We start from the raw sequence: 21,417 nt of genomic DNA, 5'->3' as shown, positions 1-21,417 counted from the left end.
GCTATAAACCGCGTAAACACAACAAAACCCGCTATTTAAGCGGGTTTATTAGCAGAGAGGATGGGATTCGAACCCACGATACGGTTACCCGTATACTACCTTTCCAGGGTAGCCTCTTCAACCACTCGAGCACCTCTCTGTTTAGTAGAGCGCAAATATAGAAATATTTTTAAATTGAACCAACTATAATATAATCTTTATTAAAATTAAGTTTTATCGGGATGAACGTTTAAATTTATATTTCATTAAGAAATTAATAATATAGATATAAAACTATAATCGGATCAATACTCTGTTTCTTCTTATACTAATTATAAACAAAAAACAACTAAGATAATCTTAGTTGTTTTTTTATAATAATAAGAATTTATTTACTGTTAACTATACATATCATCGATTAGAAATTTAAATTTTTCCAATACAATTTTACGTCTAACTTTTAAAGTAGGAGTGATCTCACCGGAATCCATGTTAAAATCCATAGGAAGCAATTGAAATTTTTTAATTTTTTCAAATCCTGCTAAATGTTGCTGAATATGATTGATTCTCGCAGTGAATAAATCTTTAATTTTTTGATGAGATATAAGCTCCTCAAAAGAATTAAAATGAATATTTAAATTTTCTGCAAAATGTTTTAAAGCCTCAAAGTTAGGTACTAATAAGGCCGTTACATATGGTTTATTATCACCCACAACCACAGCTTTCTCAATATAATTATCATTGGTTAAAAGATTTTCAATCGGCTGCGGACAAATATATTTACCGTTAGACGTTTTCATTAAATCTTTAATGCGATCAATAATAATTAAATTTCCGTTTTCATCAAATTTTCCTGCATCACCGGTTTTGAACCATCCATCGGCAGTAAAAGCATCTTTAGTCTCTTTTTCCTTCTTATAATAACCTTTAAAAACACCGTATCCTTTAATTAAAATTTCATTCTCATCGCCTATACGTATTTGTACTCCTGTCATGGGTTTACCAACCGAATTATACTCATAGTTTTTCAGAGGAAAAGCTGCCACAGTCGCAGTGGTTTCAGTTAAGCCATATCCCACGCATAAATGAATTCCAATACAATCCAAAAATTCTGTTATTTCAGGACTAATCGAAGCTCCTCCCACAGGAATAAATCTAAGATTACCTCCCAATTGTTTCTTAACTTTTTTGAAAAACAGTGTATCAACGATTTTATACTTAAGGGCAAAAAACCAAGGGATTTTTTTGTCGTTTCTTTTTAGATTGGAGTATTTTTGACCAATTTTTAAAGAAGATGTAAATAATTTCTTTAAAAATTTGGGACTGTTTTGGATCTTTTCATTAACAGAAATATAAATCTTTTGGAAAAGGCGAGGAACCGAACACATGGTTGTCGGTTTCACTTCTAAAAGAAATTGTGATATTTCTCTAGGATTTTCACAAAAGCTAAGCTGCCCACCACTTGACAGTACAAAAGAACTCCAACATTTTTCGAATACATGACTTAATGGTAAAAACACTAATGAATTTTCATTTTTAGGAGTAAAACCAAAGAAACTTTCATGAGCTTTACAAGCTTCGATAAAATTTCCGTGAGAAAGCATTACGCCTTTAGGTTCTCCGGTTGTTCCGGAAGTATATATTATAGAAGCGATATCGTCTTTATCTTTAGAAACCACTTCACAGTCTGTTGACTGATCTTTAATCAAATCATAAAAATGATAGGAATATTTACTTTGTAATTCAATAAAATTCTTAGCAACTAAAATATGTTCAAGAGAAGTTCCTTTAGAATAGATCTTTAAACAATTCGTATATTGTTTTTCATTTCCGGCAAGAATAATTTTTACATTAGCATCATCTATGATGTATTCAGCTTGTTCAGAAGTTAGAGTAGCAAAAATCGGTACAGTAACAGCACCAATAGTAAGAATCGCTAAATCTAAAATCATCCATTGCGGCATATTATCAGCATATATGGCAATCTTGTCATCAGGTTTAGCACCTAAAGACTTTAGAGCATTGGCTGTTTGTTTAACTAAATTAGTAAACTCTAACCAAGTATACGATTTCCATTCATGATTTTCTTTAAAATTTAAGGCTACTTTAGAAGATAATACTTTATTATCAAGTATGATTTGCGAAAAATTCATATATAATTTTTTTTATCGAAATTTAGAATAAGATAAGCCTAAATCTCGAAATGTAAAGTTAAGAATAATATAATTCTTATGAAATTAAGGTATGTTAATTATTTCAAAAATTAGTTAATTTTTGGCTAGATTTAGTAATATATGTACTTTTATATCCTAAAATTAGTAAAGAAATGGTATCAGGAATTGTAAATACCTTTATCCAGTGGTATGTAAAGAAAAGGGTTAAGCAAATGGAAGTGTTCATTAATAATCCTGAAGATACCCAAAATGCCGTATTAACAGCTCTTTTATATAAGGCAAAAGATACCGAATACGGGAAAAAATATAAGTTTAATCAAATAACTTCATATAAGGATTTCAAAAATCAAGTTCCATTAGTACAATATGAAGATGTCGAACCTTATATAACGAGAGCAAGAAAAGGCGAAAAAAATGTTATATGGCCCGGAATAATTCAATGGTTTGCTAAATCATCCGGTACAACCAATGCTAAAAGTAAATTTATTCCAATTACAGAAGATAGCTTACAAGAATGTCATTATAAGGCAGGAAAAGATTTATTTTCAATGTATGCTTTCCATAATCCAAATACAAAAATTTTTCAATGTAAAAATTTAAGGTTGGGAGGAACCCGAGAAAATTACGCCGGTTTTGATTCGAAATATGGAGATTTATCTGCCGTTTTAATAGATAATCTACCCTTTTGGGCAGAATGGAAAAGCACTCCAAATAAAGAAGTATCTCTTTTAAAAGATTGGGAAATCAAATTACCTGCAATTGTGGAACAAGTCATTACGCAAGATGTGGGAAGTTTTACCGGAGTTCCTTCCTGGATGATGGTATTATTACGAAAAGTATTGGAAGCTACTGATAAAAAATGCATTGATGAAGTATGGCCGAATGTTGAATGTTTCTTTCATGGGGGAATAAGTTTTACTCCTTATATTGAGCAGTATGCATCCATATTTTCCAAACCGATTAATTATTATGAAATTTATAATGCTTCCGAAGGGTATTTTGCCATGCAAGATACGAATGAAAGTAAAGATATGCTCTTAATGCTCGATTATGGTATATTTTATGAGTTTATACCTATGGATGAATTTTATTCGGATAATCCGACAGTTATATCCATTGAAGATGTAAAGTTAGACACCAATTATGCATTGGTTATAACAACTAATGGCGGATTGTGGAGATACATTATAGGAGATACGGTAAAGTTTGTTTCTAAAAATCCGTATCGAATAAGAGTTACGGGAAGAACCAAATTTTATATTAATGCATTTGGTGAAGAATTAATGGTTGAAAATGCTGAAAAAGCCTTAAAAGAGGCGGAAAAAGAAACCCAAGCGATAATATCCGAATATACGGCCGGGCCGATATTTATGAAAGGAAAAGAAAAAGGTTCGCATGAGTGGATTATAGAATTTGCACGACAACCGAATTCTCTGGAAAAATTTACGGAAATTTTAGATAATGAATTGCAGAAATTAAATTCTGATTACGAAGCCAAAAGATATAATAATATGACATTAACAATGCCCAAAGTACATTCAGCAAGACCTCATCTTTTCTATGACTGGATGAAGCAAAGAGGTAAATTGGGTGGTCAAAATAAAATACCCCGTTTAGCTAATGACAGGGAATATTTGGATTCATTGCTGAACTTAAACCATAAATAATCTAAAAACTTTAATAATGAAACAATTTTTTTTAATTTTAGGAACTACTTTAAGCTTAATTGCCTGTTCATCTAAAAATAACACCCATTCGGTCATTGTAGGAAATGATGCAGACGAACACGGGTGTAAAAGATCTACCGGTTCTCAATGGTCGCAAATTAAAAGAGATTGCGTTCAACCGTTTAGTGTAGGAATTAAATTAAAACCTGTTTCTACAACCTCTACTCAAGCAGCTTATATACTTGTAGATAAAGATCGTATAGAAATATTTTCATCAGAGATACCCGGTTCAGTGATCGCACAAAAGATAAATGATACTGAATGGAAAAATGGAAATTGGGTAGTAAAAAAAATTAATGATATCTATGAATTAGAAAAAGACGGTAAAACGCTTTACAAAAATAACTAATAAGGATTTCTATTCAATATAATATTAGTTTACTAAAGATTATATGGTAAAACTATACAAACTTTAGGTAACTCTATTTTTAATAAAGTAGGATTTTTTAAAAGTTTTAATTTCAAAACTATAAAGCATATATATACTAGAAAATGTGAAAATTTATTGCCTTTGATCCATAAAATTTGAAAATAAATAATTACATTTAGAAACAGTATTAATACATAAGAGGATGATCCAGTCACCTTTAGCAGAAAGAATGCGTCCGAAAACCCTTGAGGACTATCAATATCAAAATCATTTAATTGGAAAAGACGGTCCCATTAAACGAATGGTGGAAAGTGGAAATCTGGCTTCCATGATTTTTTGGGGTCCTCCGGGAACAGGAAAAACAACTCTGGCAGAAATAATAGCCCATGAATCTCAAAGAGACTATTATACACTTAGTGCCGTAAGCTCCGGAGTTAAAGAAGTAAGAGAAGTAATAGAAAAGGCTAAAAATCAAAATTTATTTACCGGAAAAAGTCCTATTTTGTTTATTGATGAAATCCACCGATTCAACAAGTCGCAGCAAGACAGTTTATTACAAGCCGTTGAGAAAGGATGGGTCGTATTAATTGGAGCAACCACGGAAAATCCAAGTTTTGAAGTAGTATCAGCACTATTATCCAGGTGTCAGGTATATACCCTTTATCACTTAGATAAAAAAGCGTTGTCTAATTTATTGCACAGAGCTATAACAGAAGATGAAATTTTGTCCCAAAAGAAAATAATCATAGATGAAGAAGAGGCCTTATTGCAATATTCAGGAGGCGATGCCAGAAAACTGTTAAACAGCTTGGATTTAGTAGTACAACAATTCAGTGATCAGGATGAAATCCATATCAATAATGAAGAAATAAAAAAAGTCATTCAACAAAATATGGCTTTGTATGATAAAGGAGGAGAACAACATTACGATATCATTTCCGCCTTTATAAAGTCGATTCGAGGTTCAGATCCCAATGCAGCCGTATATTGGTTAGCTCGAATGCTGGATGGGGGAGAAGACATTAAATTTATAGCCCGAAGGATGGTTATTTCCGCTTCAGAAGATATAGGTATGGCCAATCCTACAGCTTTAATATTAGCAAATAATACCTTTCAAGCGGTAAATGTCATTGGAAATCCCGAAGCAAGAATTTTATTAAGTCAGTGTGCCATTTATTTAGCAACCTCTCCTAAATCAAATGCTTCCTATTTAGCAATAAATTCAGCCTTAGCATATGTTAAAGAAACAGGAAATTTGCCCGTTCCTCTACCAATAAGAAATGCACCCACTCAATTAATGAAAGAGCTGAATTACGGTTCAGGATATAAATATGCCCATGATTATCCGGGAAATTTTGTATATCAAGAATTTTTACCCGATCAAGCTTCTCATCAAAGTTTTTATCAACCCGGAAATAATCCGAGAGAAAACAAACTCAGAGATTATCTTAAAAATTTGTGGATGGATAAATACAATTTTTAATATGTTCACAGAATTAACTAAAATTCAGTTATATTAAAGATGTAGTAAAAATATAATAAATCTCCCTTTTAGTCCAATTTTAATTTTTCCAACCTTACCATTCAATGGTTGCAACTAAGATAAGAATCTTAGTTCGTCTCTATTTTTGAATCATTAATTAATTTAGTTATACGTATTTTTGTATAGGAAATTTCAGTAACAGATATGTCATTAGAACTTCAGTTAAAAACATTACCTAACAAACCGGGAATTTATCAGTTTTTTGATGAAAACCAGAAAATTTTATATGTTGGAAAAGCTAAAAACTTAAAAAAAAGGGTTTCATCCTATTTCAACAAAGAACATGTAGGTAAAACTAAAGTTTTAGTTTCAAAAATTAAAAATTTAAAAATTACGATTGTTGATACTGAATACGATGCCTTATTGTTGGAAAATAATCTGATTAAAGAATTTCAGCCGCGATATAATATTCGTTTAAAGGATGATAAAACCTATCCTTGCATATGCATTAAAAATGAACCCTTTCCAAGAGTTTTTTTAACCAGAAAACTAATAAAAGACGGTTCTGAATACTATGGACCCTATAGTTCCGTAGTAGTTGCCAAAGCACTGTTAGAGTTAATAAAAAGTATCTATCCCTTACGAAGTTGTAATTTAGATTTAACTCAAGAAAAAATTGAATCACATAAATTTTCCGTTTGTCTGGAATATCATATCCATAATTGTTTAGGTCCCTGTGAGGAATATCAAACGCTTGAAGATTATTTAGAAAATATCAAAGAAATACGGGATATTATCAAAGGTAATATATCCGAACCTTTAGCATCCTTACGAAAAAAAATGATGCAGTATTCTGATAAAATGGAATACGAAAAAGCACAGCAAATAAAAGAAAAATTAGATATTTTAGAAAAATATCAAGCGAAATCAACTGTTATTTCACCCACTATATCCAATGTGGATGTATTCGGTATTACTTCCGATGAATCGGCTGCTTATGTTAATTATTTTAAAATTGTAAAAGGTAGAATTATTCAATCCTATACAACTGAAATAAAAAAACAGTTGGATGAATCGGATGAAGAAATATTACAAAAAAGTATAATTGAAATACGAGAAAAATTTAATTCAGTATCTAAAATCATTTATATTCCTTTTCCTGTAGATATAAAAATACCGGATGTAAAATTATATATTCCTAAAATAGGGGATAAAAAGAAAATATTAGATTTATCTGAAAGAAATGCCAAAGAGTATAGGTTAGAAATGCTAAAACAGGTTAAAATTGTAGATCCCGAACGACATTCCAACCGAATTATGGCTGAAATGAAAACGCTTTTACATTTACCGGAAGAACCACGATTAATTGAAGGTTTTGATAATTCCAATATACAAGGAACCAATCCGGTTTCTGCCTGTGTTGTCTTCCGCAACGGCAGACCGAGTAAAAAAGAGTATCGTATTTTTAATGTTAAAACGGTAGAAGGACCTAATGACTTTGCTACTATGGAGGAGGTAATATATCGCAGATACAAAAGGCAATTAGAAGAAAATAACGAATTACCTCAACTTATATTAATCGACGGAGGAAAAGGTCAGTTAAGCTCTGCCTATAAATCATTGGAATTACTGGGATTGGCGGGAAAAATACCTATTATAGGGATCGCCAAAAGGTTGGAAGAACTCTATTTTCCCCATGATTCCATCCCTTTATATTTGGATAAAACTTCAGAAACCCTAAAAGTGCTGCAAAAAGTTCGAGATGAGGCGCACAGGTATGGAATAACGAGGCACAGAAATAAAAGAAGTAAAAAAACATTCACGACTGAACTGGAAACAATACCCGGAATTGGAAAAAAAACCATTGAAATACTTTTAAATCACTTTAAATCCGTATCAGCCATAAGACAGGCTAGCGAAGACGAAATTCAAAAGCTTATTGGTGATAAAAGAACTTCAATAATCGTAAATTATTTTAAAACGGATAAATAAGTTTTATTAAACCTCTTAAACTCGATAAAAAAGTTAATCGGATAAAATCGTTACTATAATTAAAAGATAATAGTATTTTTGCTTGTTATTTTTAATTATAAAAATTTATGAATTATACATTTTATTCTAAAATTGGATTGCTTTTTATTTTTATATTGAGTTTTCAACTATGTATCTGTCAAAAAAGATCATCCAATCATTTAGCCGCCTTACATGCCGTAAAAAAAATTTTAACTGCAAGTACCAATGAAAGTTTTTCCGTACTAAAAGATACAGGATCATTTCTGATCAATACGAAAATGGAAGAAGCTTTACCCGATGAACTTAAGGATATTAATACGAAACTCGAAACCTTAGGCTTATCCAGTATCGTTGAAAGTGAAAAGCAAAACATCGGAAAAGCAGCTCAATCTTCGGTTAATTTATTTAAGCCTATCATTAATTCTGCAATTAAAGACATCACGCCTTTAGAAGCTGCTAAAATTATTGCAGGAGGAAAGGGAGCAGCCACTCAATTTTTGAAAAAGAAAACGGAAGCGAAACTTTTTGAAGCAATACAACCTGAGGTTGAAAATGAATTAAACAGCAGTGGAGTAAGCGCATTGGTTAATTCTGCATTAAACAACAAAACAATTCAAAATGCCTTAGCCATGATTACGGGAAACCCTGCTTCAACAACTGAAAACGGAGCTAATTCGATTGCAAAGTACGCAACTAGTCAAATTGTTAATGGATTTTTTCAAGTAGCAGAAGAATATGAAGTAAAAAATTCCAATCTTTCTACAGATCTTATTAAATCGTTAGTTAAATAAGCTAAAAAGAAAGTTATTTTTGAATTAAACAGTATCTATCACTTAATTTTAGTCATCCGGAAAAAAGTAAAGAAATGGTTAAAATAGAGGATTAGATAACTAAAATAAGTTTTATTAAAATAAAATTAAAAAAAGCCATTCTGATTAGAATGGCTTTTAATGTATCAAAGATAATTTATTACTTTATCATTTCGTAACTTCTCTTAATAAAATCAGTAAGATCTTTACCTTTTAGTATATTTTGAGAAAGTTTAGCTAAGTCTAAAGCTTGTTTAATAATGGAAGCTTTTTCGTCTTTGTTTTCCTTCTTTAATATCTCGGAAGCAATAGGATTATTGGTATTAACGACAAGATTATAAGATTCAGGGAAATTACCCATCATGCCGTACATTCCACCGCCCACTTGTTGCATATCTTTCATTCTTCTCATAAATTCCGGCTGAGTCAAAATAAAAGGAGCGTCATCCTTGCTTAAATTTTCTAACGAAATGGTATACGTTTTAGAATCTACATTTTCCTCAATCTCTTTTTTAAGGGTTTCTCTTTCTTCATCGGTTAAAACAGATACGGTGTTTTCGTCTTTCTTGATAAGATTATTAATATGATCTGCATCTACTCGAACAAAAGAAATATTTTCTTTAGAAGTTTCCAATTTTTGAATTAAATGAGGAACTATCGGAGAATCCAATAATAAAACTTCATAGCCTTTTTGTTTAGCCGTTTGAATGTATTGATCTTGCTCATCTAAATTGGAAGCATATAGGATCACTAATTTTCCATCTTTGTCGGTTTGGTGATCTTTAATCTTATCTTTTAACTCGTCAAACGTATAATATACATGATCTACCGTAGGATAAAGCGCGAATTTATCTGATTTTTCATAGAATTTTTCTTCGGAAATCATTCCGTATTCTATTACTATTTTAATATCATTCCATTTCTTTTCAAAATCCTCGCGGTTTTCATTAATTAAAGAAATCATCTTATCAGCCACTTTTTTAGTGATGTAAGAAGAAATTTTCTTAACAGCGCCGTCAGCTTGTAAATAAGAACGAGAAACGTTTAACGGAATATCGGGAGAATCAATAACCCCTCTCAATAACATTAAGAAATCGGGAACGATGCCTTTAACCTCATCGGTAACAAAAACTTGATTTTGATATAATTGGATTTTGTCTTTATCTAAATTCAGGTTATTGGCTAATTTAGGAAAAAATAAAATTCCGGTTAAATGAAACGGGTAATCTACATTCAAATGAATGTAAAATAAAGGTTCATCAAATTGCATTGGATAAAGCTCATGGTAAAATGCTTTGTAATCCTCATCTTTCAATTCAGAAGGAGACTTTGTCCATGCCGGATTAGGATTATTGATGATATCATCAACGATTACTTTTTCAGGTTTGGCATCTTTATCAGCACCATCAGGTAGCGGTAACATTTCTTCCTTAGTTCCGAATTTAATCGGAATAGGCATGAATCGATTGTATTTTAACAGCAGCTCGCGAATTTTGTATTCTTCTAAAAATTCAGAAGAATCTTCGGCAATGTGTAAAATAATTTCAGTACCGCGATCTTTTTTATCCGCAGGACCTAAATCGAATTGAGGACTTCCGTCGCAAACCCATTGCACGGCCGGAGCATCTGTATAAGATTTAGTTATGATTTCCACTTTATCGGCAACCATAAAAGCAGAATAGAAGCCTAAACCGAAATGACCTATAATACCTTCTTTTTCAGCATCTTTGTGTTTAGAAATAAAGTCTTCAGCTCCAGAAAACGCTACTTCATTAATATATTTCTGTACTTCTTCTTCTGTCATACCGATCCCTTGATCGATAATATGAAGAGTTTTATCTTCTTTGTTTATTTTAATTTCAATAATTGGACTGCCGTATTCAACGTTAGCTTCTCCAATATTCGATAAATGTTTAAGTTTTAAAGTAGCATCGGTAGCATTAGATACCAGCTCACGTAAAAATATTTCGTGATCGTTATATAAAAACTTTTTAATCAGTGGAAAAATATTTTCAACCGATACATTAATATTTCCTTTTGCCATATATTTTTTTGTTTTTTACGATTAATTAATGAAAATTAATTTTCAAAAGTCAAAAAAAGTACCAATGAAAATCTTATGACAAAATGACGGGAAACAAAGGTAAAAGGCTTATTAGCATTAGATAATTTTTATTTCCATTATTAAAAAAGCATTTACAATTGAATTTACTATATTCTATCCAATTTTATTTTCTAAAATAAGATAAATTTATTTTAATTTTTTATCTTTAATAGTTTAAATTAAAAATTATTATAAACTTAATTTTAAGTGTAAACACAATGATAAGAAAAGCTGTTAAAGGAGATTGTAAAAGATTAATGGAATTAGTACAAGAATTAGCCGATTTTGAAAAAGCACCGGATGAAGTTACCGTAAATCTATCCCATTTTGAAGAAAGCGGATTTGGAGATCATCCCTTTTGGTGGGCGTTGGTCGCTGAAGATGAAATCTAAAATCCTTATAGGTTTTGCTTTATACTATGTGCGATATTCGACATGGAAGGGGCAACGCCTGTATCTTGAAGATCTGTATGTATGCCCCGATTGGAGAGGAAAGGGAATAGGAAGTCAACTTTTTGAGGCTGTGATTAAGGAAACTAAAGATAAACAATTAAACGGGATGGTGTGGCAGGTATTGGAATGGAACGAAACGGCGATAGAATTTTATAAAAAGTATAATGCAAAATTTGATGCAGAATGGATCAATTGCAGTATCGATTTATAGTTTCAAGCGTTAAAAAAATGTATCAATTGGTTTATTTTATACAGTAAAGTTTATAATTTACATTTTTTAGTATTGAATTTTTATTTTTAGTTATGAATTAGTAAAAAATCATGGTTAATTTAGGAATAGATTTATCGAAAATGTAAGATTTTAACAGATATATATAATTAAAAAAACAGTTATTTTTCGAATTTCATTATATTTGTAAAATTTATTAAATTCCGTATAAAATAAGATAAATTTTATCTGAAATTATGTATTATTTGAAAATAGAGCAAAAATAATTACAATTTCTTATACTAATACTAAATTACTAACTGTAAAGAATTAATTTTGAAGAATTTAAAGTCTGATAGAACAAAGAAAGATTTAAAAAGAGGATTATCTAATCGACATATACAACTTATCGCTTTAGGCGGCTCCATAGGTACCGGTTTATTTTTAGGAATCGGACCGGCTGCTGTCATGGCAGGACCATCCGTTATTTTAGGTTATACCATTGCCGGATTTATAGCATTTATGATTATGAGGCAACTGGGAGAAATGGTAGTTGAAGAACCGGTATCGGGAAGTTTTAGTCATTTTGCCAACAAATACTGGGGACCTTTTGCAGGTTTTGCTTCCGGTTGGAACTATTGGTTGTTATACACGTTAGTAAGCATGACGGAATTAACCGCCATAGGAACCTATGTACATTTTTGGTGGCCGGAAATTCCATTATGGGTATCGAGTTTATTCTTTTTTGTGGTTATTAATTTAATTAACCTGGCTAATGTAAAGATTTACGGAGAAGCAGAATTTTGGTTTTCTATCATAAAAGTTATTGCAATCATTGCTATGATTGTTTTTGGAAGCTATCTTTTGATAAGTGGTTCGGGAGGCCCCAAAGCTTCCATAACTAATTTGTGGAACGACGGTGGTTTTTTTCCTAAGGGCTTATTTAATTCAGATGGAGCAGGAGGTTATCAAGGGTTACTTGCCGCAATGGCTTTCATTATGTTTTCTTTCGGAGGGTTGGAGCTGATCGGGATCACTGCTTCGGAAGCAGAAAATCCTGAAGTAACTATCCCTAAAGCAACGAATCAGGTAATATACAGAATCCTTATTTTTTATACCGGAGCTTTACTGATCTTATTTTCACTTTCTCCGTGGAGAGAAATAACAACAGGAAGCAGTCCGTTTGTAACCGTTTTTGATACCCTTAACGGTTTTAGTTTTACATTATTAGGTCATACTTTCTATTTTACAAGCATCATTGCAAATGTTCTGAATGTGGTGGTTTTAACTGCAGCCCTATCTGTTTATAATAGCAGCGTGTACAGTAACAGCAGGATGTTATATGGTTTGTCCGTACAAGGAAATGCTCCTAAATTTTTATCGAAACTGAATGCCAATCATGTACCGATAATGGCCATATTGGTTTCCGCCTTATTTGCTGCTGTTTGTGTTATTGTAAACAAAGTAATGCCGAAAGAAGCTCTCAATTATTTAATGTCGTTAGTAGTTTCTTCTTTAATCATCAATTGGATAATCATCAGTTTAACCCATTTTTATTTTAAAAGAAGTAAAAATAAAGAAGGAGTGTTTAAAACTAAATTTCCTTCTTTATGGTTTCCGCTGGGAAATATTATTTGTTTGATTTTCTTAGTTGGAATTTTACCCATTATGTGGTTTACCGGTATGGAATTATCTATTGAGCTGATTCCTGTATGGTTGTTTGTTCTGTATTTCTGCTATAGATTTCCTAAATATAAATGGATCTTATTAATTATATTTTTAGCCTATTTTCTCTGGAGAATTTACTGCTTAATTTAGTGGGTTATTATATTTTCAAACATACAATGATTAAGAAATAGATTAGGGTTCTAATTAATTTAAAAAAATTAATTAGAACTTGTAAGCTTTTCTAAAGCATATTGTATCATTTTATCTATAGAGGAATAAGGATCTTTACTAAAAGTACCTGCATAACGGTTAGCTACAATAGTGTTTAATGATAAAGCACGATGCCCCATCAATTGAGATAAACCGTAAATGGCTGAAGTTTCCATTTCAAAATTGGTAATTCTGTGATTTTTATATTCGAATCGATTAAGTTTTTCGTTCATCTTTTCATCATCTAAGTCCAAACGTAAAATTCTTCCCTGAGGACCGTAAAAACCAATAGCGGTTGCAGTGATACCGGTTCTGACGGCTGAATTTACACACATAAGGTCCAATAATTCTTGAGAGCCGTCTACAACATAAGGAGCTGCTCTTTTTTTATTCCAGTTGGTTTGCGATGTAAACGCTTCTGCAATTTCATTGGTGTAAAAATTTTCAGTATTTGCGTAAAAGCTCATTAAACCGTCAAATCCTAATCCTTTAGATGAGGCAACCATCGTATCTACCGGAATATCGGACTGTAAAGAACCGGAAGTTCCTAATCGAACAAAAGTAAGTCGGGTAGGGGTAGATTTAATTTTCTTATTAACTAAGTCAATATTGGCAAGAGCATCCAACTCATTCAAAACGATATCAATATTATCGGTACCCATACCTGTGGATATTACAGTGAGCCTTTTTCCGTTAAGTGTTCCCGTATGAGTAACAATTTCTCGTTTTTGAGACGCAACTTCAACGGAATCGAAATATTGTGACACTTTAGGTACACGTCCCGGATCACCAACCAGTATAATGGTATCTGCCAGCTCTTCGGGTTTGATATTGCAATGATAAATACTCCCGTCGGGATTTAATACTAATTCTGAATTTGATAATTTAGAAGCCATAGTTTGTAAAGCTAATTTTTTTAAATTTTATATCTTTAATTTATCCGCCCACTCGTTTTACGGAAAATCCTTTTTCTTTTAAAATATCCATTATTTTATCTCGATAATTTCCCTGAATAACAATAATTCCGTCTTTGGCAGATCCGCCCACACCTAATTGGGATTTTAGTTGTTTGGCAAGTTGTTTTAAATCTTCATCTGCTCCGTTATAATTTTCCAAGATAGTAACGGGCTTTCCATTTCTTCCTTTTTTTTCATATTTACAAATAATAGGGTCCTCCTGCATAAATAATTCTTTTTCAGGGGTGGAAGATGATTCTTCAGGTTCTTCAAAATGATGATTCGGAAATAATTTCTTAAGCTGATCTTGCAAATCCATGGTGTTGCTTTATATATACAATTACGAAATTAGTAATTTTTTATTGTAAGAAATTGATTTTACTTATCTATAGTTTGAAATTATTATAAGGAATTGTTTCAATTGATAAAAAATTTATACGATCGTGTATGAATAGTAATTTTAGTTTAATTTTGAATTTAAAAGAATTCAGGTAAAATGCTTGAGATACGAAAAATAAGTGAAAGAGATATAGAATCATTGGTTCATATAAGTTATAAAACTTTTGTTGAAACTTTTGGAAGTTCAAATACCCAAGAAAATATGGATCGTTATTTGGAGGAACATGTAAATTCAGATCAATTGAAATCCGAGTTAGCTGATTCCAATTCTGAATTTTATTTTGCCGAAATCGATCAAAATCCTGTAGGTTATTTTAAAATTAATTTTGGAGAAGCTCAAACGGAAATTAAAGAAAATGAGGGAATGGAAATTGAACGGATATATGTTCTTAGGGATTTTCAAAAACAATTTATAGGACAACAATTATTTAATCAAGCCATTGCCATAGCTAAAAAAAGAAATTGCACTTATGTTTGGTTAGGAGTTTGGGAGAAAAATATTAAGGCCATAAAATTTTATCAGAAAAATGGACTCAAGGTTTTTGATACGCATTTTTTTGTATTAGGAGAAGACAAGCAAACGGATCTTATGATGAAATTGGAATTTTAATATACGTATTTGATCAATTATAATTTATTTGAATACGTTGAAGCATATAAACAAAAAAATACTATTTAAACATTAAATAGTATTTTTTTATACTTTTTAATCTATTATTATATTGATTTTATAATCTTGTCCATTTCCAATCTGGATTTTGGAGTTTTAGAAGGTTGATTGTTGTCATCCGGATTTCTATATCCAATGGCTACAGCGAAAAGGGTTGTATAATCGTTGAGTTTCAATATTTCATTATATTTTTTAGGTTCAATTCCTTCCATAGGAGTACTGTCAATACCTAAGGCGGTACAGGCACTTAAAAAGAACCCTAAGGATAGATATACTTGTTTTTGAAACCAAGATTTTATTTCAAATTCTGATTGCGGTTTTAGTACTTGATTATAATAAACCATGCTTCCTTCAGGTAAATAGTTTGGCATTTCCTCTTCAAATTTTTTAACATTATCCAGAGCAGTAAACACTATGATATGGCTGCAATCTTTTATTTTTTGTGAATTAAATTCAGAAGCTTCCGCTAATTGATCTTTAAATGACGGATCTGATATAAAATAAAATTTCCAAGGTTGGCTGTCGATGGAAGAGGGACTAAGCCTCAATATTTCTTTTAATTTTTGAATATTCTCTTCAGATACTTTTTTAGTGGGATCGTATAATTTAGTAGTATACCTGGTTTTTGCTAATTCCAAAAAATCCATATTTTCTAATTTTAAAATTTAAATAATTATTTATTCTGTTACTAAGTTATGAAGATATGACGAATTAATAAAATTATAGGGTTAATACAGAGATATTTTTTACTATTTGTAAAAAATCTTACAATAACAAAAAATTTTATTTAGCATTATTTTAAATGCTTTTTAAAAAATCGTTCCAACGTATCAAAAGGGATGATTGTTACGTTATCATATAAATCCACGTGAACAGCATTTGGAATTAGTAGTAATTCTTTAGGTTCTGAAGCCGATTGATAGGCATCTTCACTGAAATATCGTGAATGTGCATTTTCTCCGGCAATTAATAATATCGGACGAGGAGAGATTTCTTTAATATAGGTTAAGATTGGCATATTCATAAAGGAAAGGGGATTGGTAGCATTCCAAGCTCCCGTTGAATTCAAAGACCGTTCATGAAATCCTCTGGGTGTACGATAGTAATCGTAATAATCTTTTACAAATTGCGGTTCATCGCCATTCAATTTCACAGGATTTAATAAAGGGCCTGCATGAAAAATGCCATCTTCTGCATCTTTCCATCGTTGCTCACTCAATTGCTTTAAAATGTTGGTTCGTTCTTCTAAAGTCATTTTATCAAAATATCCTTTGGACATCACCCGGGACATATCATACATACTCGTTGTGGCAACAGCTTTTACTCTTTTGTCTACTGCCACAGCATTTAGGGCAAATCCCGCCCATCCGCAAATACCAATAATTCCAATTTTATTTTTATCTACATTTTTTTGAATTCCCAGAAAATCAACGGCTGCACTAAAATCTTCAGTATTAATATCAGGAGATGCTACATTGCGAGGTTCCCCGCCGCTTTCTCCTGTATAAGAAGGATCAAAAGCCAATACAATAAAACCTCTTTCTGCCATTTGATTGGCATACAATCCCGAAGCTTGTTCTTTAACTGCTCCAAAAGGTCCACACACAGCAAGTGCGGGTAGGGGGATGTTAGTGTGTTTTTTAGGGATATATAAATCTCCGATAAGAGTAATTCCGTAACGATTTTTAAATGTAACTTTCTGTCTTGTGACCCTATCGCTTAACGTAAACGTGTAATGTTCGGTTTGTTTTGTCTGATTCATTTCTACTTGATGTTTATTTTGCTGACCTGCTGCCCAAATAACTAGGTTCATAGTCAGTAACAGGATTATTTTTTTCATTCGTTGAGGATTAATGGTATTAATAAAATCATTATTTCAACCTTATTAATGATATAATTGTATGGTTTGAATGATATTTATTTTATCAAGTAAAAATATAATGGGATTTCTTTTTTTATTTTGTTGTACGGATCATTTTACTATTCTGTAAGGCTCAATTCTTTTTATTTGCCTTGAAATAAAAAATTCCTAAGAAATCATCAATATGCACGTTTTCTGAAATACGTTCAACTTAAACTTAAATTTGTAAAGTAACGAAACAAAAGTTAAAGAATTATAAAATTCATATTATATCTAACTGTTTAAATTATGTTTATATTGGATAAAATATAAAAAATTTATTACATTTGTAAATAAAAATATTTAATCATGAAAAAGATCATTATTGCTTGCCTGGTATCAATTTTTCTGGTATCGTGTTCAAATCCTTTAAATAAAAAATTTGATCCCAAAACATTTGATACAGATTATGAAGCTATTTTAAAAAGTAAAAAACTAGATAAAGAAGATGAAGAATTACTTGCAGCAATGGCATTTTTTGGAAATCGATCTTCAATAGGCAAAACATATAAGCAAATTTTAAAGGAAGCTAAAGAAAAAGAAAAAGAAAGAAAAGAATTAGCAGAAAAATCTGCAAGAGAAAAAGCAGAAAAGGAAGAAAAGATTAATAATGCTATAACTATTTCGTTTTATGATTATTATTTTAAACCTACGGATGTTGATCATTTATTTACCTCTTATCATGTTTTTAAATATGCTGTTCAAAATAAAACAGATAAAGAAATTGTTGGAGTTAAATTTACTTACACAATTTATAATACTTTAGGTGAAATGATTGGTTTATCTAATACGGTTAGTTTGACCGACAAAAGAATACCTCCCAAAGAATCTATTCAAGCTGAAACTGAGATTGCTAAAGGACGTAGTGAAAAAGAAAAAGATATTAATGAGTCCAATTTTCGAAATTTAAAATTTAAAATTACTATAGAAAAAATTGTTTTTGCCGATGGTACTCAAATAGAAAATTAAAGATATATTACCTAATGTTAAAAGCCTGATAATTAATACTATCGGGCTTTTAATTTTGTATTTTATAATGTTCTTGTATTAGTTACAAGCTTTGAGATATTTAATTTTTAAAGAGAGGAATTAAAAATTTTTTAAATATTCTCTAATTGATACCAAGGTAGAATTTAATATGGAAGAGTCTTGATTATTTATTATTTTATCATAACTTACAATATTCAAATTTCTAACATCAACCGAAGTACAGAATTCAGAACTAATTTTATAATCATTAGAATAATGATGCTCCAAATATCTGAATAATGCCTCGGCAAAAATACCTAATTCAGCAGTATTATATTCTTTAAGTTTTGAAACAAACCAAATAGCACCAATTTTATTTATATTATTATCTTCATAAGTAAATACGTGATTGGGTAGGATTTGAATAGGTATTCCCTTTATTGGTATAATAGATTTATCTTTAGGTTTAGGTAAATACTGTAATTTAAATTTTGGTTTTAAATTTGAAAAATTGAAATCTTCAAAATTATGAAGTATTTCAATATTTCTTTGAAACATATCTTTAGATATTTTAGCAGTAGCTTTATCTATTTTTTCATTTAAGATATACAATTTATTTTTGATTAGATCTTTATTCTCAGAAACAAAGGTTTTTCTTATTTCACTTAAGGAATGAATCCAATAATCTCCACCACCTTTATCATGTTTCTGTTCAGGTTTTAATTTAGGTTTAAATATCTTATTAATAAATTTTGATTTAGATTCTTGGGGTTTTCTTTTAAACTCTATTACATTACTTATAGAAATTTTTTCCATAATATTTATGTTTCTATAAAGATAGCAAAAATATATTTATATTTTATCTTAATTAAATTTATAATTTATTATAATATTTTCTCTTGATTCTTGTTGCTACTTTTTCTGCGATTTCTTCAATGAAGAAATCGGTAGTGTTTATTTCAAACATATCTGCATTTGCAATGGTTGAGCTTTAGCTCATACCTTATTTTTGAAATTTTGTGCCAAATGGAAACAAAACTCGGTTTTAAGAACTAGGGACTAGATAGTTATTAAACAGTAATAAAAATTGTGTAATTAATATAGTTGAAATAGTGATATTATGTTAAATAGAAAAAGAAAAAGTAATGGAAATAGTAAAGAGGTTTAACAATCTTTCTTTTTAAAATATTCTTTTATCTAGATACAAAAGCTTTGTATACTTGAACTCCATATAATTTATTGAAAAAGAATCAAAAATTTTAGTAAATAAAAATTCGCTAGTGCTCAAACATTTATTTTTCTTCATGTATGGAAATCATAGTTTTTCACATACATAAATTCAAAGACATTAAAGACATAAAAATAATATTTCTTTTCACAGATGTTAGAAAAAAAACTAAATAATACAATCACAATCTGCCGATTTAGGATTTTTTTAAATAATTTACAAAATAATATTAAAGCCACAGCTCGAAGCTTTAACAGAGACATAAAATAACATTATAGAAAATGTATGAAAAACATCTTTAATTTAGAAATATTTAATTTTCCTATAATTTATATTATGTTAAATAGAATATTTAATACTGTTATTTAAGTGTATCGATTCTATCTCCAATTTTCTTTTTTAAGTTCATACACATAATTAATATAGTAACTCTTTCCATCAGTAACTGTGATTTCTCTAGACGTTTTGATTGCATTTATTTTAGCTATAGCTTTTTGTGATCTAAAGTTTGTAGAACCTATATGAAAATAAATCTTGTCAACATATTGGAAAATATAATCAATCATCAATTTTTTAATTGAAGAATTTATACCTGTTCCCCAATAATTCACTGCTATAAAAGTATATCCGATTACGATGCTTTTGTCATTTTCCGAATAATCATAAAACCGAGTACTTCCGATTAATTCTCCGGTTACTTTATCAATAATTTTAAAAGCTCCTTTACTTTCAACTGCTTCTTTAAAAAATACTTTGAATACGTCTTCTTTCCAACGATTATGACAAGGATGTTGTTCCCAGATTTTTTTATCTTTTGCTACTTGATACAAACTCTCAAAATCGTTGATTTCTAAGGGTAATATTTGTACATAATCATTTTCTAAATTGGGTTGAATTGAAAAATTCATTGTATTAATTCTTAAGGTTTAGTTTTTTATAAATTTTTTTAGGAATGGCTTTTTTGTTTACTAAAATTGCGGTGGTTTTAAATTGAACGTAATTTTTTGTGACGTATAAATATCCTTGATAATCATTACTAATTCCCCAAGAATTTTTAACTAAATAATATTCCTTTCCGTTTTGGTCTTTAGCCAAGCCCACTATATGCATGGCATGATCATCTGTTGTAGTTTTATTGTTAAAGGCTTCCTGACGTAATTCTTCAGTGATAACCTTTTCCGGCTTGGGATAATTGAATAAATTTGCTTTTTCTTCGGAAGAAATGGAATAAATATTCGTATCGGGAACATAAGCGATACCATTTTTCCAACTGAAATACGGCTCGCTAACATCGCTGGCCCATCCAATCGTATATCCCGTTGATAAAGCATGATCTATAATTTCAGTCAATTCCTTCATGGGAACATTGTACATCTTATCTCCACTCCAATTATCAGGTAATGGCGGATAAAATGGTGTATAATATTCGTAATCTTTAAAAGATGAAATTTCTATATAATCCTTTGGATTTAAATCAACAATTTCTTCTGCAAATGTTTTAGGTGTATATTCTTTACCCTTATAAATAAATGTTTCAGGAACTTTTCCAATGTATTTATCTAAAATAGATGAAAAATTTTGCGTCCATTGGGTATTAATAGGTGCTTTTTGAGATTTTACCGTATCTAGATACTCTTTAAGTTCTTGCTGCATTTTACTGAAATTATTCTTTATAGCACCATTAATTAGTCCGGTATAGGCTTCCTGAGGAACCATTCCATATTTTTTGTACATATTAATAACATCGTGTAAAGAACCGCCATCACCATAATTAACGAAACCGTCCATTAAAATATAATTTTTGGCTTTATCCTCATAGGTTTTTCTGGCAGTGTATATTTCTGCTATATCTAATACCCGATGATGTTTTTTATATATTTCAGATTCTAAAAAAGAATTTCCTGCATAACTCCAGCAAGTCCCTGAAGATCCTTGATTTTTTACGGAAGTATTATCCAGTTGTTTTATGATGGTAAAACGAAAATCGGTATAGGTTGACTTATTATCTTTAATTTTATTGATTAAATCATCTTGAGCATAACTTATTGAAGGTAAGATCCATAATGCTATTACAAAAAAGATGGTTTTCTTCATAATT

General features: G+C 30.4%; 19 protein-coding genes and 1 tRNA gene. 10 read left to right on the top strand and 10 right to left on the bottom strand.

Translation table 11 applies throughout. The annotated features are described in order from the left end of the window. Positions 1 to 52: 52 nt before the first annotated feature. Positions 53 to 139 (bottom strand) — tRNA-Ser (locus GFU93_RS00795). Between the two features lie 238 nt (positions 140 to 377). Then, the gene (locus GFU93_RS00790; RefSeq protein ID WP_160566220.1) at positions 378 to 2,132 is read right to left on the bottom strand and encodes a long-chain fatty acid--CoA ligase; all 1,755 of its coding nucleotides are present in this window, start codon (positions 2,130 to 2,132) and stop codon (positions 378 to 380) included. Between the two features lie 173 nt (positions 2,133 to 2,305). On the opposite strand from GFU93_RS00790, the gene GFU93_RS00785 reads away from it, so the two are divergent. The 5 genes from GFU93_RS00785 (at position 2,306) to GFU93_RS00765 (ending at position 8,537) form a co-directional block, all read left to right on the top strand. Further along, positions 2,306 to 3,820, top strand: coding sequence for a GH3 auxin-responsive promoter family protein (locus tag GFU93_RS00785; RefSeq protein WP_160566217.1), 1,515 nt, complete (start codon positions 2,306 to 2,308; stop codon positions 3,818 to 3,820). Positions 3,821 to 3,836: 16 nt separating this feature from the next. After that, positions 3,837 to 4,229 (top strand): hypothetical protein, encoded by a 393-nt coding sequence (locus GFU93_RS00780; RefSeq protein ID WP_160566214.1) that lies wholly within the window; start codon positions 3,837 to 3,839, stop codon positions 4,227 to 4,229. A gap of 226 nt (positions 4,230 to 4,455) precedes the next feature. Beyond that, positions 4,456 to 5,733 (top strand): replication-associated recombination protein A, encoded by a 1,278-nt coding sequence (locus GFU93_RS00775; RefSeq protein ID WP_160567182.1) that lies wholly within the window; start codon positions 4,456 to 4,458, stop codon positions 5,731 to 5,733. 204 nt (positions 5,734 to 5,937) lie between these two features. Beyond that, positions 5,938 to 7,725: an excinuclease ABC subunit UvrC gene (uvrC, locus tag GFU93_RS00770; RefSeq protein WP_160566211.1), complete on the top strand. Its 1,788-nt coding sequence runs from the start codon at positions 5,938 to 5,940 to the stop codon at positions 7,723 to 7,725. A gap of 107 nt (positions 7,726 to 7,832) precedes the next feature. Further along, a complete protein-coding gene (locus tag GFU93_RS00765; RefSeq protein ID WP_160566207.1) occupies positions 7,833 to 8,537 on the top strand; it encodes a DUF4197 family protein in 705 nt (234 codons plus the stop codon). Between the two features lie 178 nt (positions 8,538 to 8,715). Here the strand turns inward: GFU93_RS00765 and htpG are convergent, their stop codons facing one another. Then, on the bottom strand, positions 8,716 to 10,599 hold the full coding sequence (gene htpG / locus GFU93_RS00760) for a molecular chaperone HtpG (RefSeq protein ID WP_160566204.1): 1,884 nt from the start codon (positions 10,597 to 10,599) through the stop codon (positions 8,716 to 8,718). A 278-nt stretch (positions 10,600 to 10,877) separates the two neighbouring features. On the opposite strand from htpG, the gene GFU93_RS10080 reads away from it, so the two are divergent. The 3 genes from GFU93_RS10080 to GFU93_RS00750 all read left to right on the top strand — a co-directional run bounded on the left by GFU93_RS10080 (position 10,878) and on the right by GFU93_RS00750 (position 13,137). Continuing rightward, on the top strand, positions 10,878 to 11,051 hold the full coding sequence (locus tag GFU93_RS10080; protein WP_255448632.1) for a hypothetical protein: 174 nt from the start codon (positions 10,878 to 10,880) through the stop codon (positions 11,049 to 11,051). Then, positions 10,987 to 11,322, top strand: a complete 336-nt coding sequence (locus tag GFU93_RS00755; protein WP_255448631.1) for a GNAT family N-acetyltransferase — start codon at positions 10,987 to 10,989, stop codon at positions 11,320 to 11,322. Before GFU93_RS10080 ends, GFU93_RS00755 begins: the two co-directional genes overlap by 65 nt. A gap of 333 nt (positions 11,323 to 11,655) precedes the next feature. After that, on the top strand, positions 11,656 to 13,137 hold the full coding sequence (locus GFU93_RS00750; RefSeq protein WP_160566201.1) for an amino acid permease: 1,482 nt from the start codon (positions 11,656 to 11,658) through the stop codon (positions 13,135 to 13,137). A 68-nt stretch (positions 13,138 to 13,205) separates the two neighbouring features. Here GFU93_RS00750 and GFU93_RS00745 read toward each other — a convergent pair whose 3' ends face one another. Together GFU93_RS00745 and GFU93_RS00740 are read right to left on the bottom strand one after the other, a co-directional pair. Continuing rightward, positions 13,206 to 14,093, bottom strand: a complete 888-nt coding sequence (locus tag GFU93_RS00745) for a nucleoside phosphorylase (protein WP_160566198.1) — start codon at positions 14,091 to 14,093, stop codon at positions 13,206 to 13,208. Between the two features lie 40 nt (positions 14,094 to 14,133). Beyond that, the gene (locus tag GFU93_RS00740; protein ID WP_160566195.1) at positions 14,134 to 14,472 is read right to left on the bottom strand and encodes a translation initiation factor; all 339 of its coding nucleotides are present in this window, start codon (positions 14,470 to 14,472) and stop codon (positions 14,134 to 14,136) included. A 177-nt stretch (positions 14,473 to 14,649) separates the two neighbouring features. Between GFU93_RS00740 and GFU93_RS00735 the strand changes: the two genes are divergently transcribed. Beyond that, complete coding sequence (locus GFU93_RS00735; protein ID WP_160566192.1) at positions 14,650 to 15,162, top strand: GNAT family N-acetyltransferase; 513 nt, start codon at positions 14,650 to 14,652, stop codon at positions 15,160 to 15,162. A gap of 107 nt (positions 15,163 to 15,269) precedes the next feature. Here the strand turns inward: GFU93_RS00735 and GFU93_RS00730 are convergent, their stop codons facing one another. After that, positions 15,270 to 15,869 carry a nitroreductase family protein gene (locus tag GFU93_RS00730; RefSeq protein WP_160566189.1) on the bottom strand — a complete coding sequence of 200 codons (600 nt, stop codon included), beginning with the start codon at positions 15,867 to 15,869 and terminating at the stop codon, positions 15,270 to 15,272. A gap of 146 nt (positions 15,870 to 16,015) precedes the next feature. Beyond that, on the bottom strand, positions 16,016 to 17,062 hold the full coding sequence (locus GFU93_RS00725; protein ID WP_160566186.1) for an alpha/beta hydrolase: 1,047 nt from the start codon (positions 17,060 to 17,062) through the stop codon (positions 16,016 to 16,018). Positions 17,063 to 17,431: 369 nt separating this feature from the next. Here GFU93_RS00725 and GFU93_RS00720 point away from each other — a divergent pair, with 369 nt between their 5' ends. Continuing rightward, complete coding sequence (locus tag GFU93_RS00720; protein WP_160566183.1) at positions 17,432 to 18,091, top strand: hypothetical protein; 660 nt, start codon at positions 17,432 to 17,434, stop codon at positions 18,089 to 18,091. Positions 18,092 to 18,211: 120 nt separating this feature from the next. Here GFU93_RS00720 and GFU93_RS00715 read toward each other — a convergent pair whose 3' ends face one another. The 3 genes from GFU93_RS00715 to GFU93_RS00705 all read right to left on the bottom strand — a co-directional run bounded on the left by GFU93_RS00715 (position 18,212) and on the right by GFU93_RS00705 (position 21,413). After that, positions 18,212 to 18,907, bottom strand: a complete 696-nt coding sequence (locus GFU93_RS00715) for a hypothetical protein (protein WP_160566180.1) — start codon at positions 18,905 to 18,907, stop codon at positions 18,212 to 18,214. A 792-nt stretch (positions 18,908 to 19,699) separates the two neighbouring features. Next, positions 19,700 to 20,227, bottom strand: coding sequence for a GNAT family N-acetyltransferase (locus tag GFU93_RS00710; RefSeq protein ID WP_160566178.1), 528 nt, complete (start codon positions 20,225 to 20,227; stop codon positions 19,700 to 19,702). Positions 20,228 to 20,231: 4 nt separating this feature from the next. Further along, the gene (locus GFU93_RS00705; RefSeq protein WP_160566175.1) at positions 20,232 to 21,413 is read right to left on the bottom strand and encodes an aminopeptidase C; all 1,182 of its coding nucleotides are present in this window, start codon (positions 21,411 to 21,413) and stop codon (positions 20,232 to 20,234) included. Positions 21,414 to 21,417 lie beyond the last annotated feature (4 nt).

This window comes from Apibacter sp. B3546 (assembly GCF_009827885.1).
GTDB lineage: Bacteria > Bacteroidota > Bacteroidia > Flavobacteriales > Weeksellaceae > Apibacter.
This window is presented reverse-complemented; position numbering and strand designations above follow the sequence as displayed.